General features: G+C 65.7%; 16 protein-coding genes. 8 read left to right on the forward strand and 8 right to left on the reverse strand.

Annotated features, from left to right (window positions below; all coding sequences use genetic code 11):
• Positions 1–2 precede the first annotated feature (2 nt).
• A complete protein-coding gene (argC, locus tag ACT7DK_RS18420; protein WP_445401702.1) occupies positions 3–1,016 on the reverse strand; it encodes an N-acetyl-gamma-glutamyl-phosphate reductase in 1,014 nt (337 codons plus the stop codon).
• Positions 1,017–1,267: 251 nt separating this feature from the next.
• On the opposite strand from argC, the gene argE reads away from it, so the two are divergent.
• The 8 genes from argE to ACT7DK_RS18460 all read left to right on the forward strand — a co-directional run bounded on the left by argE (position 1,268) and on the right by ACT7DK_RS18460 (position 9,201).
• Positions 1,268–2,419, forward strand: coding sequence for an acetylornithine deacetylase (gene argE / locus ACT7DK_RS18425; RefSeq protein WP_445401704.1), 1,152 nt, complete (start codon positions 1,268–1,270; stop codon positions 2,417–2,419).
• A 111-nt stretch (positions 2,420–2,530) separates the two neighbouring features.
• The gene (gene ppc / locus ACT7DK_RS18430) at positions 2,531–5,152 is read left to right on the forward strand and encodes a phosphoenolpyruvate carboxylase (protein WP_445401706.1); all 2,622 of its coding nucleotides are present in this window, start codon (positions 2,531–2,533) and stop codon (positions 5,150–5,152) included.
• A gap of 97 nt (positions 5,153–5,249) precedes the next feature.
• Complete coding sequence (ybaK, locus tag ACT7DK_RS18435; RefSeq protein WP_445401708.1) at positions 5,250–5,717, forward strand: Cys-tRNA(Pro) deacylase; 468 nt, start codon at positions 5,250–5,252, stop codon at positions 5,715–5,717.
• A gap of 228 nt (positions 5,718–5,945) precedes the next feature.
• The gene (locus ACT7DK_RS18440) at positions 5,946–6,722 is read left to right on the forward strand and encodes an ABC transporter substrate-binding protein (protein ID WP_445401710.1); all 777 of its coding nucleotides are present in this window, start codon (positions 5,946–5,948) and stop codon (positions 6,720–6,722) included.
• On the forward strand, positions 6,712–7,899 hold the full coding sequence (gene iadA, locus ACT7DK_RS18445; RefSeq protein ID WP_445401712.1) for a beta-aspartyl-peptidase: 1,188 nt from the start codon (positions 6,712–6,714) through the stop codon (positions 7,897–7,899). The genes ACT7DK_RS18440 and iadA overlap by 11 nt, the downstream gene beginning before the upstream one ends.
• Before the next feature lie 83 nt (positions 7,900–7,982).
• Positions 7,983–8,234 carry a GlsB/YeaQ/YmgE family stress response membrane protein gene (locus ACT7DK_RS18450; protein WP_445401714.1) on the forward strand — a complete coding sequence of 84 codons (252 nt, stop codon included), beginning with the start codon at positions 7,983–7,985 and terminating at the stop codon, positions 8,232–8,234.
• Positions 8,235–8,245: 11 nt separating this feature from the next.
• A complete protein-coding gene (locus ACT7DK_RS18455) occupies positions 8,246–8,650 on the forward strand; it encodes an NUDIX hydrolase (RefSeq protein WP_445401716.1) in 405 nt (134 codons plus the stop codon).
• A 104-nt stretch (positions 8,651–8,754) separates the two neighbouring features.
• A complete protein-coding gene (locus ACT7DK_RS18460; protein WP_445401718.1) occupies positions 8,755–9,201 on the forward strand; it encodes a baeRF12 domain-containing protein in 447 nt (148 codons plus the stop codon).
• 151 nt (positions 9,202–9,352) lie between these two features.
• Here the strand turns inward: ACT7DK_RS18460 and ACT7DK_RS18465 are convergent, their stop codons facing one another.
• The 7 genes from ACT7DK_RS18465 to ltnD all read right to left on the reverse strand — a co-directional run bounded on the left by ACT7DK_RS18465 (position 9,353) and on the right by ltnD (position 16,146).
• Positions 9,353–10,744, reverse strand: coding sequence for a GntP family permease (locus ACT7DK_RS18465; protein WP_445401720.1), 1,392 nt, complete (start codon positions 10,742–10,744; stop codon positions 9,353–9,355).
• Complete coding sequence (gene denD, locus ACT7DK_RS18470; protein WP_445401722.1) at positions 10,741–11,703, reverse strand: D-erythronate dehydrogenase; 963 nt, start codon at positions 11,701–11,703, stop codon at positions 10,741–10,743. The genes ACT7DK_RS18465 and denD overlap by 4 nt, the downstream gene beginning before the upstream one ends.
• 64 nt (positions 11,704–11,767) lie before the next feature.
• Complete coding sequence (locus tag ACT7DK_RS18475) at positions 11,768–12,547, reverse strand: DeoR/GlpR family DNA-binding transcription regulator (RefSeq protein ID WP_445401724.1); 780 nt, start codon at positions 12,545–12,547, stop codon at positions 11,768–11,770.
• 3 nt (positions 12,548–12,550) lie between these two features.
• Complete coding sequence (gene otnI, locus ACT7DK_RS18480) at positions 12,551–13,336, reverse strand: 2-oxo-tetronate isomerase (RefSeq protein ID WP_445401726.1); 786 nt, start codon at positions 13,334–13,336, stop codon at positions 12,551–12,553.
• A gap of 10 nt (positions 13,337–13,346) precedes the next feature.
• Positions 13,347–13,988: a 3-oxo-tetronate 4-phosphate decarboxylase gene (otnC, locus tag ACT7DK_RS18485; RefSeq protein ID WP_445401728.1), complete on the reverse strand. Its 642-nt coding sequence runs from the start codon at positions 13,986–13,988 to the stop codon at positions 13,347–13,349.
• Positions 13,981–15,246: a 3-oxo-tetronate kinase gene (gene otnK / locus ACT7DK_RS18490; RefSeq protein WP_445401730.1), complete on the reverse strand. Its 1,266-nt coding sequence runs from the start codon at positions 15,244–15,246 to the stop codon at positions 13,981–13,983. Before otnK ends, otnC begins: the two co-directional genes overlap by 8 nt.
• Entirely contained in the window at positions 15,247–16,146 is a 900-nt protein-coding gene (gene ltnD, locus ACT7DK_RS18495; protein WP_445401732.1) for an L-threonate dehydrogenase, read from the reverse strand.
• Between the last annotated feature and the right edge of the window lie 178 nt (positions 16,147–16,324).

The following is a 16,324-nucleotide window of genomic DNA, read 5'->3' on the forward strand; positions in this document are numbered from 1 at the left end:
CGTTACTCCTTGATCAGACCCGCCACCGGCGAGAATCCCTGATGAATATTAATACACTGGATGGCCTGGCTGGCCGCTCCTTTCAGCAAATTGTCGATGGCCGACACCACGATCAGCTGGTTGCCGTCCCGCCCCCAGTGCAGATCGCAGAAGGGAGTGCCGGCCACGTCGTTGATCTGGGGCCACTGGCCGGCCAGGCGCACTATCTTCTGGCCGTCGTAGGCCTGGTGGTAGGCGGCGGCGATCTGCTCGTCGCTCACGCCGTCCTGCAACTGGACATAGACGGTGGCCAGGATGCCGCGGATAAAGTTGCCCAGGTGCGGCTGGAATACCACCTGCTTGCCCAGATGATGGCTGATCTCCGGCTGGTGACGGTGGTTGAACACCCCGTACGGCTTGAGGCTGACCTCACAGAAGCTGTTATTCATGCTGGCCTTGCGTCCGGCCCCGCTGACGCCGGACACGGCGCTGATGATGGGCCGGGTGCCCTCGGCGACAAGCCCCGCCTGCTGCAGCGGCTTGAGCGCGCTGAGCGAGGCGGTGGGGTAGCAACCGGGCACCGCTATCAGTTGGGCCGCCTTGATCGCCTCCTGGTTCCACTCCGCCAGACCGTAGGCGGCCTTGGCCAGCCAATCGCCGTACTGGTGGTGGAAGCCGTAAAACCGGTCGTAGAAGCCTTCACCGGGCACCCGGAAGGCGCCGGAGAGGTCAAATACAGGAAGGCCCTTGGCCAGGAAGCCGGGCGCCAGGTCGTGGCTGACCTCATGGGCGGTGGCCAGCAGCACCAGATCCGCCTCGGTGTGGATGCGACTGATGGCCTCGTCATCCAGGGGCAGCAGCGGCAGGTCGATGACACCGCGCCAGCGCGGATGCAGGCTGGTGAAGGGCTTGTGGGCATCCTGGCTGCCGCCGGAGACATAGAGTCCGGCCAGGGTCAGGTGAGGGTGGCCATGGATCAGACCGGCCAGTTCGGCTCCGGTATAACCGCTGGCACCAATGATTGCAGCTTTTAACATGGTCGCGTCCGTAAATATCGATTCAGCTTGGTATAGATATGCAGGCCTCAGCCTAGCGCGTTTTCGGGCCCTGTGTCACCCTAGAGAAAAAGTTCAGGCAGGCTGTCGTCGTCGCTGCAGTGAGGAGGGGAAATGCATGGCCATCTGTTACGCTGTGTACCCGGAAAATGACAAGTTCGCAGCCTAGCAATAAAAACATATTTATGCAATTGTGTTGAATTTAAATTAGATAAATTCCCGACGGAGATCCCATGAAATCGCTCAATTTGCTGGACCTGTACCGCAGTATCATCGCCCTGCCCTCCATCAGCAGCACGGATCCCAGCTGGGATCAGAGCAACGAGCAGGTGATTCGTCTGCTGGCGGACTGGTTCAGCCAGCTCGGCTTCGAGGTGGAAGTGACCCAGGTGCCCGACCTGCCCGGCAAGTTCAACCTGCTGGCCACCAAGGGGGAAGGCGACGGCGGCCTGCTGCTGGCCGGCCACACCGATACGGTGCCCTTCGACCCGGGCCGCTGGAACAAAGACCCCTTCAAGGTCACCGAGGAAGGCAACCGCCTCTACGGCCTGGGCACCATCGACATGAAGGGATTCTTTGCCTTTATAGTGGAAGCGCTCAAGGACCTGGATCTGAACAAACTCGACAAACCCATCCGCATCCTCGCCACCGCCGACGAGGAAACCACCATGGCCGGCGCCCGGGCCATCGCCAGCGCCATGGCCATCAAGCCCGACTACGCAGTGATCGGCGAGCCCACCGGCCTGGTGCCGGTGATGATGCACAAGGGCCATATGTCGGAAGCCATCCGTATCACCGGCAGGAGCGGCCACAGCTCGGATCCGGCCAACGGCCTCAACGCCATGGAGATCATGCACCAGGTGATGGGCCGCCTGCTCGACCTGCAGCGCCAGCTCAGGGAAAATTATGCCAATACCCACTTCAAGGTGCCCCAGCCCACCCTCAACCTGGGCCATATCCACGGCGGTGACAGCCCCAACCGAATCTGTGCCTGCTGCGAGCTGCACTTCGACATGAGGCCCATCCCCGGGGTCGGCCCCGACGAACTGATGGGGCTGCTGCACCATGCCCTGGAACCCATCAAGGAACAGTACCCCGGCGCGGTGGAGGTGAGCCACCTGCACGAGCCCATCCCCGCCTACGGCACCGATCCGGAGGCCGAACTGGTGAAGGCCGCCGCCGAGATCACCGGCCACCCGGCGGAAGCGGTGAACTACTGCACCGAAGCGCCCTTTATCCAGCAACTGGGCTGCCAGACCATAGTGCTGGGCCCCGGCCATATCGCCCAGGCCCACCAGCCCGACGAATACCTGGATCTGTCCTTCGTCACGCCCACCGTCCAGGTACTGCAACATTTAGTCGGACGCTTCTGTTTAAGTAAATAAATTACATAATTTATGGCCAATACCGAAGTGGGATTGACCGGAACCGGGAAAAATGGCTAGATAAGTGGCAGAAGCGTCATAATTTTGTAATAAATTAACAAAGAGGCAGATATGGATAATCATGCAGCACTCAGGGCCAACGTCGGTCTGCTGGGGCAGTTGTTGGGCGATACCATCAAGGCTCACCACGGCCAGGCCTTCCTCGACAAGATCGAGACCATCCGCCAGTTGGCCAAGTCGGCCCGGCAAGGCAACCAGGACGATCAGCAGCAGTTGCTGAGCACCCTGAAGAACCTGAGTGACGATGAGCTGCTGCCGGTGGCCCGCGCCTTCAACCAGTTTCTGAACCTGGCCAACGTGGCCGAGCAGTTCCATACCATTTCCCGGGAGTACCAGCGCAGCGCCGGCCCCAGCCCGATGCACCAGGTGTTCGAGCGGCTCAAGGGCGCCGACATCGACGACAACCGCATCAAGGAGGCGGTGGCCGCCCTGGACATCGAGCTGGTGCTCACCGCCCACCCCACCGAAGTGACCCGCCGTACCTTTATCCACAAGCACGTGCAGCTCAACGACTGCCTGGCCGCCCTGGAGCTGGACCTGCCCGAGCGGGAAAAAGCGGAGATCCTGACCCGGGTTGAACAGCTGATCGCCCAGGCCTGGCACAGCAACGAGATCCGCTCCCTGCGCCCCACCCCGGTGGACGAAGCCAAGTGGGGATTCGCGGTGATCGAGAACAGCCTCTGGCCCGCCCTGCCCCGCTTCATCCGCCAGCTTGACCAGCAACTGCATGACCATCTGGGCGTGCGCCTGCCGCTGGATGCCGCACCGGTGCGCTTCGCCTCCTGGATGGGTGGCGATCGGGACGGCAACCCCTTCGTCACCGCCAAGGTCACCCGGGAAGTGCTGCTGCTCGGCCGCTGGATGGCCAGCTCCCTGTTCCTCAACGACATCCAGGAGCTGGTGTCCGAGCTGTCCATGTCGGAAGCCAACCGCGAACTCTACATCCTGAGCGGCGAGAGCGACGAACCCTACCGGGCGGTGCTGCGCCGGCTGCGGGAAGATCTGCGCGAAACCCTGATGCACCTCAACGCCAGGGTACAGGGCCAGAAGACCGACGCCCGGGATCTGATCACCAGTACCGAGCAGCTGCGTGAACCCCTGGAGCTGTGCTACCGCTCCCTGCACGAGTGCGGCCTGGGGCTGATTGCCGACGGCCTGTTGCTGGACGTGATCCGCAAGGTCGCCTGCTTCGGCATCCACCTGCTCAAGCTCGACGTCCGCCAGGACGGCGATCGTCACACCCAGGCCCTGGCCGAGATCACCCGCTACCTGGGCCTGGGCGACTACGCCGAATGGAGCGAATCCGACAAGCAGGCCTTCCTGCTCAACGAACTCAATTCCCGCCGGCCGCTGCTGCCGCGTCAGTGGCAGCCCTCGGACGACACCAAGGAGGTGCTGGACACCTGCAGGGTCATCGCCGAACACCCCCGCGATGCCTTCGGCATCTACATCATCTCCATGGCCGGCGCCCCCTCCGACGTGCTGGCGGTGCAACTGCTGCTGAAGGAAGCCGGCGTCGACTTCCCGCTGCCGGTGGCGCCGCTGTTCGAAACCCTGGACGACCTCAACCGGGGTGCCGAGGTGATCGAGCAGCTGTACGCTTTGCCCTGGTACCGCGGTTACCTGCAGGGCCACCAGTACGTGATGATCGGTTACTCCGACTCGGCCAAGGACGCGGGCATGCTGGCCGCCGGCTGGGCCCAGTACAGCGCCATGGAGCAACTGGTGAACCTGAGCGCGAAAGAGCAGGTCAAGCTGACCCTGTTCCACGGCCGGGGCGGCAGCCTGGGCCGGGGCGGCGGTCCCGCCCGCCAGGCGATCCTGGCGCAGCCCCCCGGCTCCACCCTGGGCGGCCTGCGGGTCACCGAACAGGGCGAGATGATCCGCTTCAAGTTCGGCCTGCCCCAGGTGGCCATCGACAGCCTGGCGCTCTACGCCAGCGCCGTGCTCGAGGCCAACCTGCTGCCACCGCCGGAACCCGAACCCCAGTGGCGCGAGCTGATGGACACCATGGCCCGGGTGTCCTGCGATCATTACCGCTCGCTGATCCGCGGCGAGCCCGACTTCGTGCCCTATTTCCGCGCCGCCACCCCCGAGCTGGAGCTGGGCAAGCTGCCGCTGGGCTCGCGTCCGGCCAAGCGCAAGCCCAACGGCGGGGTGGAAAGCCTGCGCGCCATCCCCTGGATCTTCGCCTGGACCCAGAACCGGCTGATGCTGCCCGCCTGGCTGGGTGCCCACAAGGGGCTGGAGCGGGCCATCGCGGACGGCCACGAAAGCACCCTGGTGGCGATGAACAAACGCTGGCCCTTCTTCCGCGCCCGTCTGGACATGCTGGAGATGGTGTTCCTCAAGGCCGACCTGGGCCTGGCCGCCTACTACGACAGCGTGCTGGTGCCGGAAGCGCTCAAGCCCCTGGGCACGCGCCTGCGGGAAGAGCTGAAGGCGAGCATGGCTCTCATCCTGCAACTGAAGGAAGAGGCCGAACTGCTCTCCGACCAGCCCTGGATCAAGGAGTCCATCAAGCTGCGCAACCCCTACACGGATCCGCTCAACGTGCTGCAGGCCGAGCTGCTCAAGCGCTCCCGCCAGCAGGGCGAAATCCACCCGGTGCTGGACCAGGCGCTGATGGTCACCATCGCCGGCATCGCCGCCGGCATGCGCAATACCGGCTAATATAAAAGGGTAAGAGGGCGCAGCCCTTGAGCTGACACTTGTCAACCGAGCCCGGTCGTCGCAGACTGGGCTTTTTTTATGCACGGAAATCACGCTCATGACCCCCGCCATCCTGTTTCTGGAAAAACAGAAGGCCGCCTTCAGCCTGCATCAGTACGACTGCACCGCCCAGGACGACTTCGGCGCCCATGCCGCCGAACAGCTGCGGGTGCCCCCGGGCCAGGTGTTCAAGACCCTGCTCACCGAAGGCGAACAGGGCGCCGTGGTGGCCCTGGTACCCTCCTCCGGCAAGGTCAACCTCAAACGGCTGGCCAAGGCCGCCGGGGTGAAAAAGCTCGACATGATGCCGCCGGCCAAGGCGGAACGGCTCACCGGCTACAAGGTGGGCGGCATCAGCCCCTTCGCCCAGAAGAAACGACTGACCACGGTGCTGGACGCCTCGGCGGCGGACTACCCCTATGTGCTGGTGTCCGGCGGCAAGCGCGGCCTGTCGGTGGGCCTGGCCGCCGACGCCATCGCCACCCTGTTGCAGGCCCGGATGGCGGACATCGCCGAGCACGACTGAATCCGCCGCCGCGCTTGCCAGCGCCGAGGACAAATGATACAAGATTGTTAATTTTTGTTTCCGCGATCAGGGATCGATAACGTCTCCATGTTGAGAAATGCCAGAGGCCACTTCCTGGCCTTCTACTTCAAGCCGTTTTATTTGTCGGAGTGGTTCGACGAATAAGGCTTGCCCGCCTGGCATTCCGCAGCGTCCTGCTGCGCCTTTTCTTACATTCGGAGATCTATCATGCAAGCATCTGTTATTGCAGGCGCCGTCGTCGCCTCCTTGTTGTCCGCCCAGGTCGCCGCCAAGGAGTGGACGCACATCCGCTTCGGGGTGGAAGGCGCCTACCCGCCCTTTTCCTACACCCAGCCCGACGGCACCGTCGCCGGTTTCGACGTGGAGCTGGCCCATGCCATCTGCTCGCAGCTCAACGCCAGCTGCGAGCTGGTGGCCCAGGACTGGGACGGCATTATCCCGGCCCTGCTGGCCCGCAAGTACGACGCCATCATCGCCGCCATGTCCATCACCGCCGAACGGGAACGCAGCGTCAGCTTTACCGACAAGTACGCCAAGATCCCCAACCGCTTCGTGGTGGCCAAGGACGCCGCCCTGGATCTCAGCCCCGACGGCATGAAGGGCAAGCGCATCGGGGTCCAGCGGGCCTCCACCAACGACAAGTTCCTGTCCGACAGCTATGGCAGCGGCGTCACCATAGTGCGCTACGGCAGCGCCGACGAAGCCTACCTGGATCTGCGGGCCGGGCGGCTGGACGCGGTGCTGAACGACGCCTCCGCCACCCAGCAAGGTCTGCTCGACAAGGAGGGAGGAGATCGGTTCGAGTTCCGCGGCCCGGAGTTCACCGACGAGAAATGGTTCGGCCGGGGCATGGGCATCGCCGTGCGCAAGCAGGACAACGAGCTGCGCGAGCAACTCAACGGTGCCCTCCGGGCCCTGCGCGACAACGGCACCTACCAGCGGATCAACGCCAAGTATTTCGAGTACAGCATTTATGGCGACTAACCAACCCCAGGGGAGCCCGGCTCCCCTTACCCTGATCGACAACGCCCGCGTCTTCACCCCCGTCCCCGGCGAGCACAGCGCCCTGCTGCTGGCCGGCGGCCAGATCGTCTGGATGGGACGGGACGCGGGCGACATCCGCCTGCCCTGCCCGGTCGAACGGTTGGACGCCGCCGGCCGCTGGCTGATCCCCGGGCTGGTGGATCCCCTGGCCCATATCATCGGTGGTGGTGGCGAGGGCGGCTTCGGCTTTCGCACCCCCGAGCTGTATGCAGACGAAGCCATCCGTGCCGGGGTTACCACCCTGGTGGCGGCGCTGGGTACCGACAGCATCACCCGCAACCTGCCCCAATTGCTGGGCAAGGTGCGGGAGTTGCAGGCGGCCGGGCTGTCGGCCTATATGTACACCGGCTCCTACCACCTGCCCGCCAAGACCCTGAGCGGCTCGGTGGAACAGGATCTGATGCTGCTCCCGGACATCATCGGTGTGGGCGAAATCGCCATCAGCGATCACCGCTCCTCCATGCCCAGCCATCAGGCGCTGGCGGAAACCGTGGCCCAGGCCAGGGTGGGCGGCCTGCTGGCGGGCAAGCAGGGAGTGGCCCTGTTCCACCTGGGCGACGGCCGGGAAGGGTTGACGCCCCTGCGCCGGCTGGTCGAGCAGACCGACCTGCCCCGGCGCCAGCTCTACCCCACCCACTGCAACCGCAGCCGACCGTTGCTGCAGGAGGCCATCGCCTGGGGCCGGGACGGCGGCTACATCGACTTCACCGCCTCCACCCTGCCCCAGTTGCTGGACGACGGGGAACTGGACGCGGCAGAGGCACTGGCCCTCTGCCTGCGCCGGGGCGTGGCGCCGGATCGCATCAGCTTCAGCTCCGATGCCAACGCCAGCCTGCCCCGCTTCGATGCAGAAGGCCGCCTGCTCGGCCTGGAGGCCGGCCGCATCGACAGCATCTGGCAACAGGCGGTACTGGCCATGACCCGAGAGGGCTTATCGCCCGAGCAGGTGCTGCCGGTGGTGACCCGCAATCCCGCCGACATCCTCGGGCTGGGCCGCAAGGGCCGGCTGGCGGTGGGCCTGGACGCGGATCTGCTGCTGGTCGATCCCGACACCCTGAACATCACCGCCACCTTTGCCATGGGCCGCCGGCTGTGGCACAGGCCGGACCCGGATTGACGCAGAAGCCGGCTTGAATGGCTCCGCCATCGCCAAGCTGGGCTATGCTGTCAGGACATTGTCACCACAATGAGGAACAGAGCATGGGAATCCTGAGCTGGATTATCTTCGGCCTGATCGCCGGTTTCCTGGCCAAGTGGGTCATGCCCGGGCGGGACGGCGGCGGTATGATCATGACCATCATACTGGGCATCGCCGGCGCCTTCGTCGGCGGCTGGGTCGGCACCCAACTGGGCTTCGGCTCGGTCACCGGCTTCAACCTGGGCAGTCTCTTTACCGCCGTGATAGGAGCCCTTATCCTGCTGTTCGCCTATCGGCTGATCAAGAAACCCTAGAAGGAGGACCCATGTCTGCCACCCCCAAGGTCGGCGTCATCGCCGTGGTCTGGCGCCGGCAGCAGGTGCTGCTGGTCAAGCGCAAATACCCGCCCCACGCCGGCCACTGGGGCTTTCCCGGCGGCAAGCTGGAATGGGGCGAGACCATGGCCGCGGGTGCGGCGCGGGAACTGCGGGAAGAAACCGGGGTGGTGGCCGAAATGGAGGCGCCCTTCGCCTGCTTCGACGTGCTGGCCGAGGAAGCCGGCCGGCTCGCCCACCACTATGTGATGGTGGCGGTGCGCGGCCACTACCAGAGCGGCACGCCCGTCGCCGCCGACGACGCCCTGGCGGTGGATTGGTTCAGCCCGGACGCCCTGCCCTCGCCCCTGTGCCCGGATCTGGAGGAGATTGTCGAGCGCTCCGCGCCAGCCTGATCGCGGCCGCCGGATTATTGCCCCTCTGGCAGCCGGGCGCCCGCGCAGGGCAATCGCACCGCTGCTATCCTAAGAGATACCCAAGGGTCCATGGAGGCTGTTGTATGTCCGGGTTGTCAATTCTAGAGGGTGAGTGGGTCGTGGTGTGCGACGGCGCCAAGGCGCTGGTGCTGCAGAATGACGGCGATGCCAGATCGCCCAACCTCAAGACCATAGAGGTGTTCGAGCAGAAGGCCCAGCCGACGCGCGAACTCGGCACCGATGCCCCCGGCCGCAGCCATGCCGCGGGCCATGTCCGCACCACCTTCGCGCAGACCGACTGGCACGATCAGGCCGAGCAGGAATTCCTGACCCGTCTCGTCCGGCACCTGGACGACGCCCTCGGCGCCGACAAGACCCGGTCGGTGATCATGGTCGCCCCCCCGCGCGCCCTCGGCATGCTGCGTCCGGCCTATTCGGCGGCGCTGAAAGAGGCGATCCGGGCCGAGCTGGACAAGGACCTGGTCAAGATGCCGGTACACGAAATCGAAAAGCTGCTCCTGCGCCACTGAGCCTGTCCATATCCGAGGCCAGGCCAGAAGCACAAAAAATCCGATGACGAGGCGTCATCGGATTTTTTCTTTCAACGAGGGGGGTATCAGGCGATGCGGCCCAGGCAGGCGGCACCGGACCCTGCGCTCCCCTCAGCACTCGCCCAGCCGCTTACATCACGGCGTTGAGCACCAGCACGCCGACCAGGCCGGTGGCCCAGGCCAGGGTGGTGGGGATGGACCAGACGATGATCTGCTGCTTCACGTCCTTGATGCCCATCATCCGGTTGACCACCCAGAACAGGCTGTCGTTGAAGTAGCCGAAGAACAGGGAGCCCATGGTCGCCGCCTGGGCCGCCACCAGCATGTTCACGCCGGGGATATTGACCAGGATGGGCGCCGAGATGGAGGCCGCGGTCACCATGGCCACGGTGCCCGAGCCCTGGATCAGCCGCACCAGGGTGGAGACGATAAAGGGGATCAGCACCGGCGGCATCGGCAGGCCGGCGATCTGCTCGCCCAGCATGGTGCCGGCGCCGGATTCGCGCAGCACGGCGCCCAGGGCGCCACCGGCACCGGTCACCAGCAGTATGATACCGGCGCTCTGCAGGCCCTCTTCCAGGTGTTCCATGGTGTCGTGCTTGTTCATCTTGGGCACCAGGGTATACACCGCCAGCAACACCGAGATGGACAGGGCGATCACCGGGTGGCCCAGGTAGGTGAACAGCTGCACCACCGGGTTCTCGCTCAGGCCGTTCCAGCCGTCGATCTTGGCCAGGGTGCCGAACAGGGTGTTGACGAAGATCAGCAGGATCGGCGCCAGTATCGGCAGCAGCGACAGGAACAGGCTGGGCAGTTCCTTGCCGGCCTTGGAGGCCAGGTACTGATTGTAGGTTTCCTCCAGCTCGGGGCTGTCCTGCACCACGGGGGCGTGGAAGTCGGGGAACTTCTTGCCCAGCCACTGGGCGTAGAGCACGATGACTACCACGCAGGGCAGCGCCAGCACCAGGCCGGTGAGCAGCATGGCGCCCACGTCCACGCCGAACAGGCCGGCCACGCCCAGCGGGCCCGGGGTGGGTGGCACCGTGTGGTGGGTCACCACCAGGCCGCCGGCCAGGGCCACGCCCACTGTCAGCAGGTTGCGCTTGCCCTTCTGCGCCAGCGCCTTGGCGATGGGGTAAAGGATCACGAAGGCGGAGTCCACGAAGATGGGAATGGACACGATGTAGCCGGTGATGGCCATGGCCCACTCCTCCTTCTTCTTGCCCAGCCACTTGATAAAGCTGTAGGCGATCTGCTCGGCGGCGCCGGACACTTCCAGGATGCGGCCCATCATCACGCCGAGGCCGATGACGATACCGATGCTGCCGAGGGTGCCGCCGAAACCCTTGGTGATCACGCCCACGATGTCACCGGCGGCCATGCCGCCCAGGGCGCCGGCGATGCTGGCCGCCGCCAGCATGGCGATCAGCGCGTGTACCCGGGTCTTCACCACCAGGAAAATCAGTACCAGCACGGCGACGGCCAGGCCGATCACCGGGGCCATTGAGCTTGCTTCAGTCATTGCTTGGTTCCTTCCATATCATCGGCAATAAAACGACGGATCACGCTGTCGAAGTCGGCGTCCTGCACAAAGCCCAAGTCCCGGGCACGGGTGATGTTGAAGCGGCCGGGCCAGCTGGCCACGATGCGCGACACCGCCTCGTCTTCTTCATAACGGATGCGGGCGCACACCTGGTCGCCGGCCACCCGGCGCAGGGCGTCGATCATCTGCTGCACGGTGACGGTGATGCCCGGCAGGTTGACGGTGCGGCTGGCGCCGAAGGCCCCGGCGGGCACCTGGGCGGCGCGCACGAAGTTGTCCACCACGGTGGCCGGGGACGACAGCCACATGGGCAGGCTCAGGGCCACCGGACAGACGGTGGAATCGCCCTGCAGCGGCTCGCGGATGATGCCGCTGGCGAAGGACGAGGCCGCCTGGTTGGGCTTGCCCGGGCGCACGCTGATGGTGGGCAGGCGCAGCACCCGGCCGTCGACGAAGCCCTTGCGGGCGTAGTCGTTGACCATCAGCTCGCCCACCGCCTTTTCCATGCCGTAGGAAGACTGGGGGCAGACCGCGGTGTGGTCCTGGATCAGCTCCGGCAGTTCGCCGCCGAACACCGCCAGCGAGCTGGAGAACACGAAACGGCAGCCGGGCGCCTGGTGCCGGGCCGCCTCCAGCAGGTAGCGGGTGGCGTCGATGTTGACCCGCACGCCCAGGTCGAAATCGGCCTCGGCATGGCTGCTGACGATGGCCGCCAGGTGGTAGATCAGGCCGGTGTCCGGCGTCACCAGCGCCTGCACCGCGGCCTGGTCGCCCAGATCCGCCTGCACGCAGCGCACCCGCTCGTCCGCCAGCGGCGAGGTGGGGACGATGACGTCCGCCAGGGTCAGGCGGTCGAAGGCGATCTGCTGCTGTTGCAGCAAGGCCCTGGCCAGGCGCTGGCCGAGGAAGCCCGCACCACCGGTAATGATGATATTCATTTGATTCTCCTCGGTGCCCGAGGGCACCCGATAAGCTACAGAGGTTGGTTTGTAATAATCGTTTTCATGCCGAGCCTTGCCGCGCCACCAGCCGGACCTGCAGGCCCAGGCCGCGCAGCTGTTCCGCCGTCTCTTCCGCCAGGCCGCCGTCGCTGATGATGTCGGTCAGCGCCTGCAGTGGGCAGATGCGGAACATGCCGTACTTGCCGTATTTGCTGCTGTCGCTCACCAGGATCCGCCGCCGCGCCACCTTCAGCAGCGCCTGCTTGACCATCACCTTGTTCTCGGTGGGGGTCGACATGCCCCGCTCCAGATCCCAGGAGCTGGAGCTGATAAAGGCCAGGTCCAGGTTCAGGCTGGCGAGCAGGGCCGCCGCCGCCTGGCCCACGCAGGAGCGGTTGCGCACGTCCACCAGGCCGCCGGTGTGGAACAGGGTGAGCTGGGGGTACTGCATCAGGTAATGGGCGATGGTGAAGTCGTTGGTCACCACCGTCAGGTTGGCCTTGCGGGCGATGCCCCTGGCCACCTCGAAGGTGGTGGTGCCCGCGTCCAGGTAGATCACCTGGCCGTCCTCCACCAGCTCCGCCGCCGCCAGGCCGATGGCGACCTTGCTGTTATGGTGGATGCTGGCCTTTTCGCTGTAGGCCAGCTCCTGCTTGACCGCGTCGTTGAGTCTGACCCCACCGCTCACCGACACCACCTTGCCCTCGGCCTCCAGCTGCTGGATGTCGCGGCGCACCGTCATGTGGGATACGCCCAGCTCCTGGGCCAGCTCGTTGATCGGCACTATGTTGCGCTCGTGCACATAGCGGTAGATGTAGTCACGGCGCTCGGCGGGGATCATGGCTTACTCCTTGTCCGCCCAGGGGGCGAACCAGTCCAGGCCGGCTTCGGTGTTGCCACGCGGGCGGTATTCGCAGCCCAGGAAGCCGTCGTAGCCCTTGGCGTCCAGGTAGTCGAACAGCCAGGGGTAGTTGACCTCACCCTGATCCGGCTCGTGGCGCTCGGGCACCGAGGCTATCTGGATATGGCTGAACTTGCCCCACAGCCGGTCGATGGTGCGGGTGAGATCCCCTTCCATGATCTGGCAGTGGTAGAGATCGAGCTGGATCCTGACGTTGGGCCGGTCGATCGCTTCCAGCAGCGCCTCGGCCTGCACCTGGGTAGAGAGGAAGTAGCCGGGCATGTCGCGGCTGTTGATGGGTTCAATCAGCACCATGATCCCCTTTTGGGCCGCCTGGTCCGCCGCGTAGCGGATATTGGCCACATAGGTGGCCTGCTGCTGCTCGCGGCTCAGCCCGGGCTGGCACAGGCCGGCCATGGCGTGCAGCTGGGTGCAGCCCAGCTCCTCGGCGTAGGCCAGGGCGGTGGCCACGCCGGCGCGGAATTCCGCTTCCCGGCCGGGCAGCGAGGCCAGGCCGCGCTCGCCCGCCTCCCAGTCGCCGGGGGGCATGTTGAACAGCGCCTGGGTCAGGCCCCGGGCCTTGAGTTCGGCGGCGATGGCGTCCTTGTCCTCGGCGTAGGGGAACAGGTATTCCACCGCGCGGAAGCCGGCGGCGCGGGCGGCCTGGAAACGCGCCATAAAGGGCACTTCGGTAAACATCATCGACAGGTTGGCTGCAAATCGGGCCATGTTCCGCTCCTTACATCTTGCCTTTGAATACCTGCTCCAGCTCCGCCACCTGATCGTCGGTCAGGGTGCGCATGGGGCCGTTGCGCAGGATGAAATACAGCCGGGCGGTCTCTTCCAGCTCCTCGGCGTTGAACATCGCCTCGCGCAGGCTCTTGCCGCTGATCACCGGACCGTGATTGGCCAGCAGCACGGCGCCATGCCCGGCGGCCAGCTTGCCCAGCTCCTCGGCGATGCGCGGGCTGCCGGGGCGGAAATAGGGGATCAGCGGCAGCTTGCCCACCCGCATCACGTAATAGGGGGTGATGGGCGGCAGGCAGTTGGCCGGATCCAGCCCGTCCACGCAGGACAGGGCGGTCAGGTAGGGCGAGTGCAGGTGCACTATGCCGCCGGCCTGGGGCCGCTGCTGGTACATGGCGATGTGCATCAGCACTTCCTTGGAGGGCTTGTCGCCGTCCAGGTGGTTGCCGTCCAGGTCCACCTTGCTCAGGCGGTCCGGATCCAGGTCGCCGAAGCTGGTGTTGGTGGGGGTGGCCAGCAGGTTGCCGTCGGGCAGCACCAGACTGAGGTTGCCCGCCCCGCCGCTGCTGTAGCCGCGCTCGAACATGGATTTGGCGATCTTCACCATTTCCAGGCGCAGGGAAAATTCAGTCATGGAAAAACTCCTGGGCGTTGCTGAAGAAGTGCTCGTCGCCGAAGTTGCCCGATTTGAGCGCCAGCGACAGCGGCTTGTCGAGGGCCCGCACCCAGGGCACGCCCGGGGCGATCTGCGGACCGATATGGAAGCCGGTCACCGCCAGCGCCTGGGTGACGATGCCGGAGGTCTCGCCGCCGGCCACGATAAACTTGCCGAAACCCTCACCGGCCAGGCGGGCGGCCACGGCGGCGAACACCCCTTCCACCGCCTCGCTGGCCCGGGCCGCGCCGTACTGGGCCTGGATGCGGGCAAGCTCGGCCGCGGGCTGGGTGGCGTACAGCATGGGCGCCGGGGCGCTGTCCTGGGCCGCGACCCAGTCGGCCAGCTCGGCGGCGTAGGCGGCGGGTGCCTCGATGCAGCGGGCCACCTCCACCAGCCGGTGCGGCGCCTTCTGTTGGTAGGCCGCCACCTGGGCGTTGGTCATCTGGGAGCAGGAGCCGGACAGCACCACGGCGCGGCCGCCGGCCACCGGAGCACCCAGCTCCCGGGCCAGGGCGGCGCCCTGGCCGCCGGTGGCAACGCGGGCCAGGCCCGCGCCCAGGCCGGAGCCGCCGGTGACCAGTTTCAGCTCGCTCACCGCCTCGCCCAGCACCGGCAGATCGGCCATGGTCAGGGTATCCAGCACCGCGTAGTTCACACCGGCCGCCTTCAGCTCCTCGAGCCGGGCACGGACCGCCGCCGGGCCGGCCAGCACGGCGTGATAGTCCACCAGCCCCACCTGGCCCCGGGCCTGGGCGGCCATCAGCCGCCGCAGGTTGGCATCCCGCATGGGGGTCACCGGGTGATCCTTCATGCCGGACTCGTCGAGCGGCACCCCGTTCACGAACAGGTTGCCGTGGCAGACGGTGCGGCCGTTCACCGGCAGCGCCGGGCAGATCACGGTAAAGGTCTCGCCCAACGCCGCCAGCAGGGCGTCGGTCACCGGGCCGATATTGCCCTCGGCGGTGGAATCGAAGGTGGAGCAGTACTTGAAGAAGAAGCGGTCGCAACCCAGCTCTTTCAGCCGCGCCAGCGCCGCCAGGGAGTCGGCCACCGCCTGCTCCACCGCGCAGGAGCGGCTCTTCAGGGAGATGACCACGGCGTCCACGTCCGCCGGCACCTCGGCGGGGCCGTGGCCGATCAGCTGGGTCACGCGCCAGCCGTTTTCCACCATGAAGCCGGCGATATCGGTGGCGCCGGTAAAGTCGTCGGCGATAACACCCAGACGTTGCGTCATTTACTTGCCCTCCGGCAGACGGATGCCCTTGAAGGTTTTGACCACGGCGGCGTCGTCTTCACGGCCGTAGCCCTCGTTGCTGGCGGCCAGGAACATCTGGTGGGCGGCGGAGGCCAGCGGCAGCGGGAATTTCATCTGGTGGGCGGTGTCCAGCACTATGCCCAGATCCTTGACGAAGATGTCGACGCTGGAGCGAGGCGTATAGTCCCCGTCCAGGATGTGCGGCACCCGGTTCTCGAACATCCAGGAGTTGCCGGCGCTGTGGGTGACCACCTCGAACATCAGCTCCAGCGGGATCTCCGCCTTGGCAGCCATGGCCATGGCCTCGGCGGCGGCGGCGATGTGCACCCCGGCCAGCAGCTGGTGGATGGTCTTGACGGTGCTGCCCTGGCCGATGTCGGGCCCGACCACATAGAGTTTTTCGGCCACGGCGTCGAACAGCCCACGGGCCTGCTCGAACAGCTCGGGCTTGCCCGAGGCCATCACCGACAGCCGGCCGTCGGCGGCCTTGACGGCGCCGCCGGAGATGGGCGCGTCTATCATTTCCAGGCCCAGCTCGGCCAGGCGCCGGTGGATGGACTGGGTCTGGGTGGCGGCCAGGGTGCTGCACACGATCACCAGGCTGCCCGGGCGCAGCGCCTGGGCCAGGCCCTGCTCGCCGAACAGCACCGCCTCCACCTGGGCACCGTTCACCACCACCAGCACCAGGGCGTCGAGCCGGTCCGCATAGGGCAGCGCCGAGGGGCCGGTGCCGGCGGCGCCGGCCTCGGCCAGACGAGCGCAGGCCTCGGGGTTCAGGTCAAAACCATAGGTATCGAAGCCGGCGCGGATCAGGGACTGGGCCATGCCCATACCCATGGAGCCGAGGCCGACCAGGCCAATACGGGAAAGTGCGCTCATCTGTGTTACTCCCAAACTGTGAACTACTGTGATGAATACATTATCGATCACACTTAATCACAGTTAATGTCGGGATCTCACAAAACAGGCAAGCCCTAAAAAACATCAACTAATTGATATAAAAGATATTAATGGCACCCAACCCATAACAATTATTCACAAACAGATGTGAAAAATA

The organism is Zobellella sp. An-6 (assembly GCF_052487945.1).

Bases quoted from the DNA above. Each gene is read 5' to 3' on its own strand.
- argC (WP_445401702.1), bottom strand. From the start codon at position 1,016: ATGTTAAAAGCTGCAATCATTGGTGCCAGCGGTTATACCGGAGCCGAA.
- argE (WP_445401704.1), top strand. From the start codon at position 1,268: ATGAAATCGCTCAATTTGCTGGACCTGTACCGCAGTATCATCGCCCTG.
- ppc (WP_445401706.1), top strand. From the start codon at position 2,531: ATGGATAATCATGCAGCACTCAGGGCCAACGTCGGTCTGCTGGGGCAG.
- ybaK (WP_445401708.1), top strand. From the start codon at position 5,250: ATGACCCCCGCCATCCTGTTTCTGGAAAAACAGAAGGCCGCCTTCAGC.
- ACT7DK_RS18440 (WP_445401710.1), top strand. From the start codon at position 5,946: ATGCAAGCATCTGTTATTGCAGGCGCCGTCGTCGCCTCCTTGTTGTCC.
- iadA (WP_445401712.1), top strand. From the start codon at position 6,712: ATGGCGACTAACCAACCCCAGGGGAGCCCGGCTCCCCTTACCCTGATC.
- ACT7DK_RS18450 (WP_445401714.1), top strand. From the start codon at position 7,983: ATGGGAATCCTGAGCTGGATTATCTTCGGCCTGATCGCCGGTTTCCTG.
- ACT7DK_RS18455 (WP_445401716.1), top strand. From the start codon at position 8,246: ATGTCTGCCACCCCCAAGGTCGGCGTCATCGCCGTGGTCTGGCGCCGG.
- ACT7DK_RS18460 (WP_445401718.1), top strand. From the start codon at position 8,755: ATGTCCGGGTTGTCAATTCTAGAGGGTGAGTGGGTCGTGGTGTGCGAC.
- ACT7DK_RS18465 (WP_445401720.1), bottom strand. From the start codon at position 10,744: ATGACTGAAGCAAGCTCAATGGCCCCGGTGATCGGCCTGGCCGTCGCC.
- denD (WP_445401722.1), bottom strand. From the start codon at position 11,703: ATGAATATCATCATTACCGGTGGTGCGGGCTTCCTCGGCCAGCGCCTG.
- ACT7DK_RS18475 (WP_445401724.1), bottom strand. From the start codon at position 12,547: ATGATCCCCGCCGAGCGCCGTGACTACATCTACCGCTATGTGCACGAG.
- otnI (WP_445401726.1), bottom strand. From the start codon at position 13,336: ATGGCCCGATTTGCAGCCAACCTGTCGATGATGTTTACCGAAGTGCCC.
- otnC (WP_445401728.1), bottom strand. From the start codon at position 13,988: ATGACTGAATTTTCCCTGCGCCTGGAAATGGTGAAGATCGCCAAATCC.
- otnK (WP_445401730.1), bottom strand. From the start codon at position 15,246: ATGACGCAACGTCTGGGTGTTATCGCCGACGACTTTACCGGCGCCACC.
- ltnD (WP_445401732.1), bottom strand. From the start codon at position 16,146: ATGAGCGCACTTTCCCGTATTGGCCTGGTCGGCCTCGGCTCCATGGGT.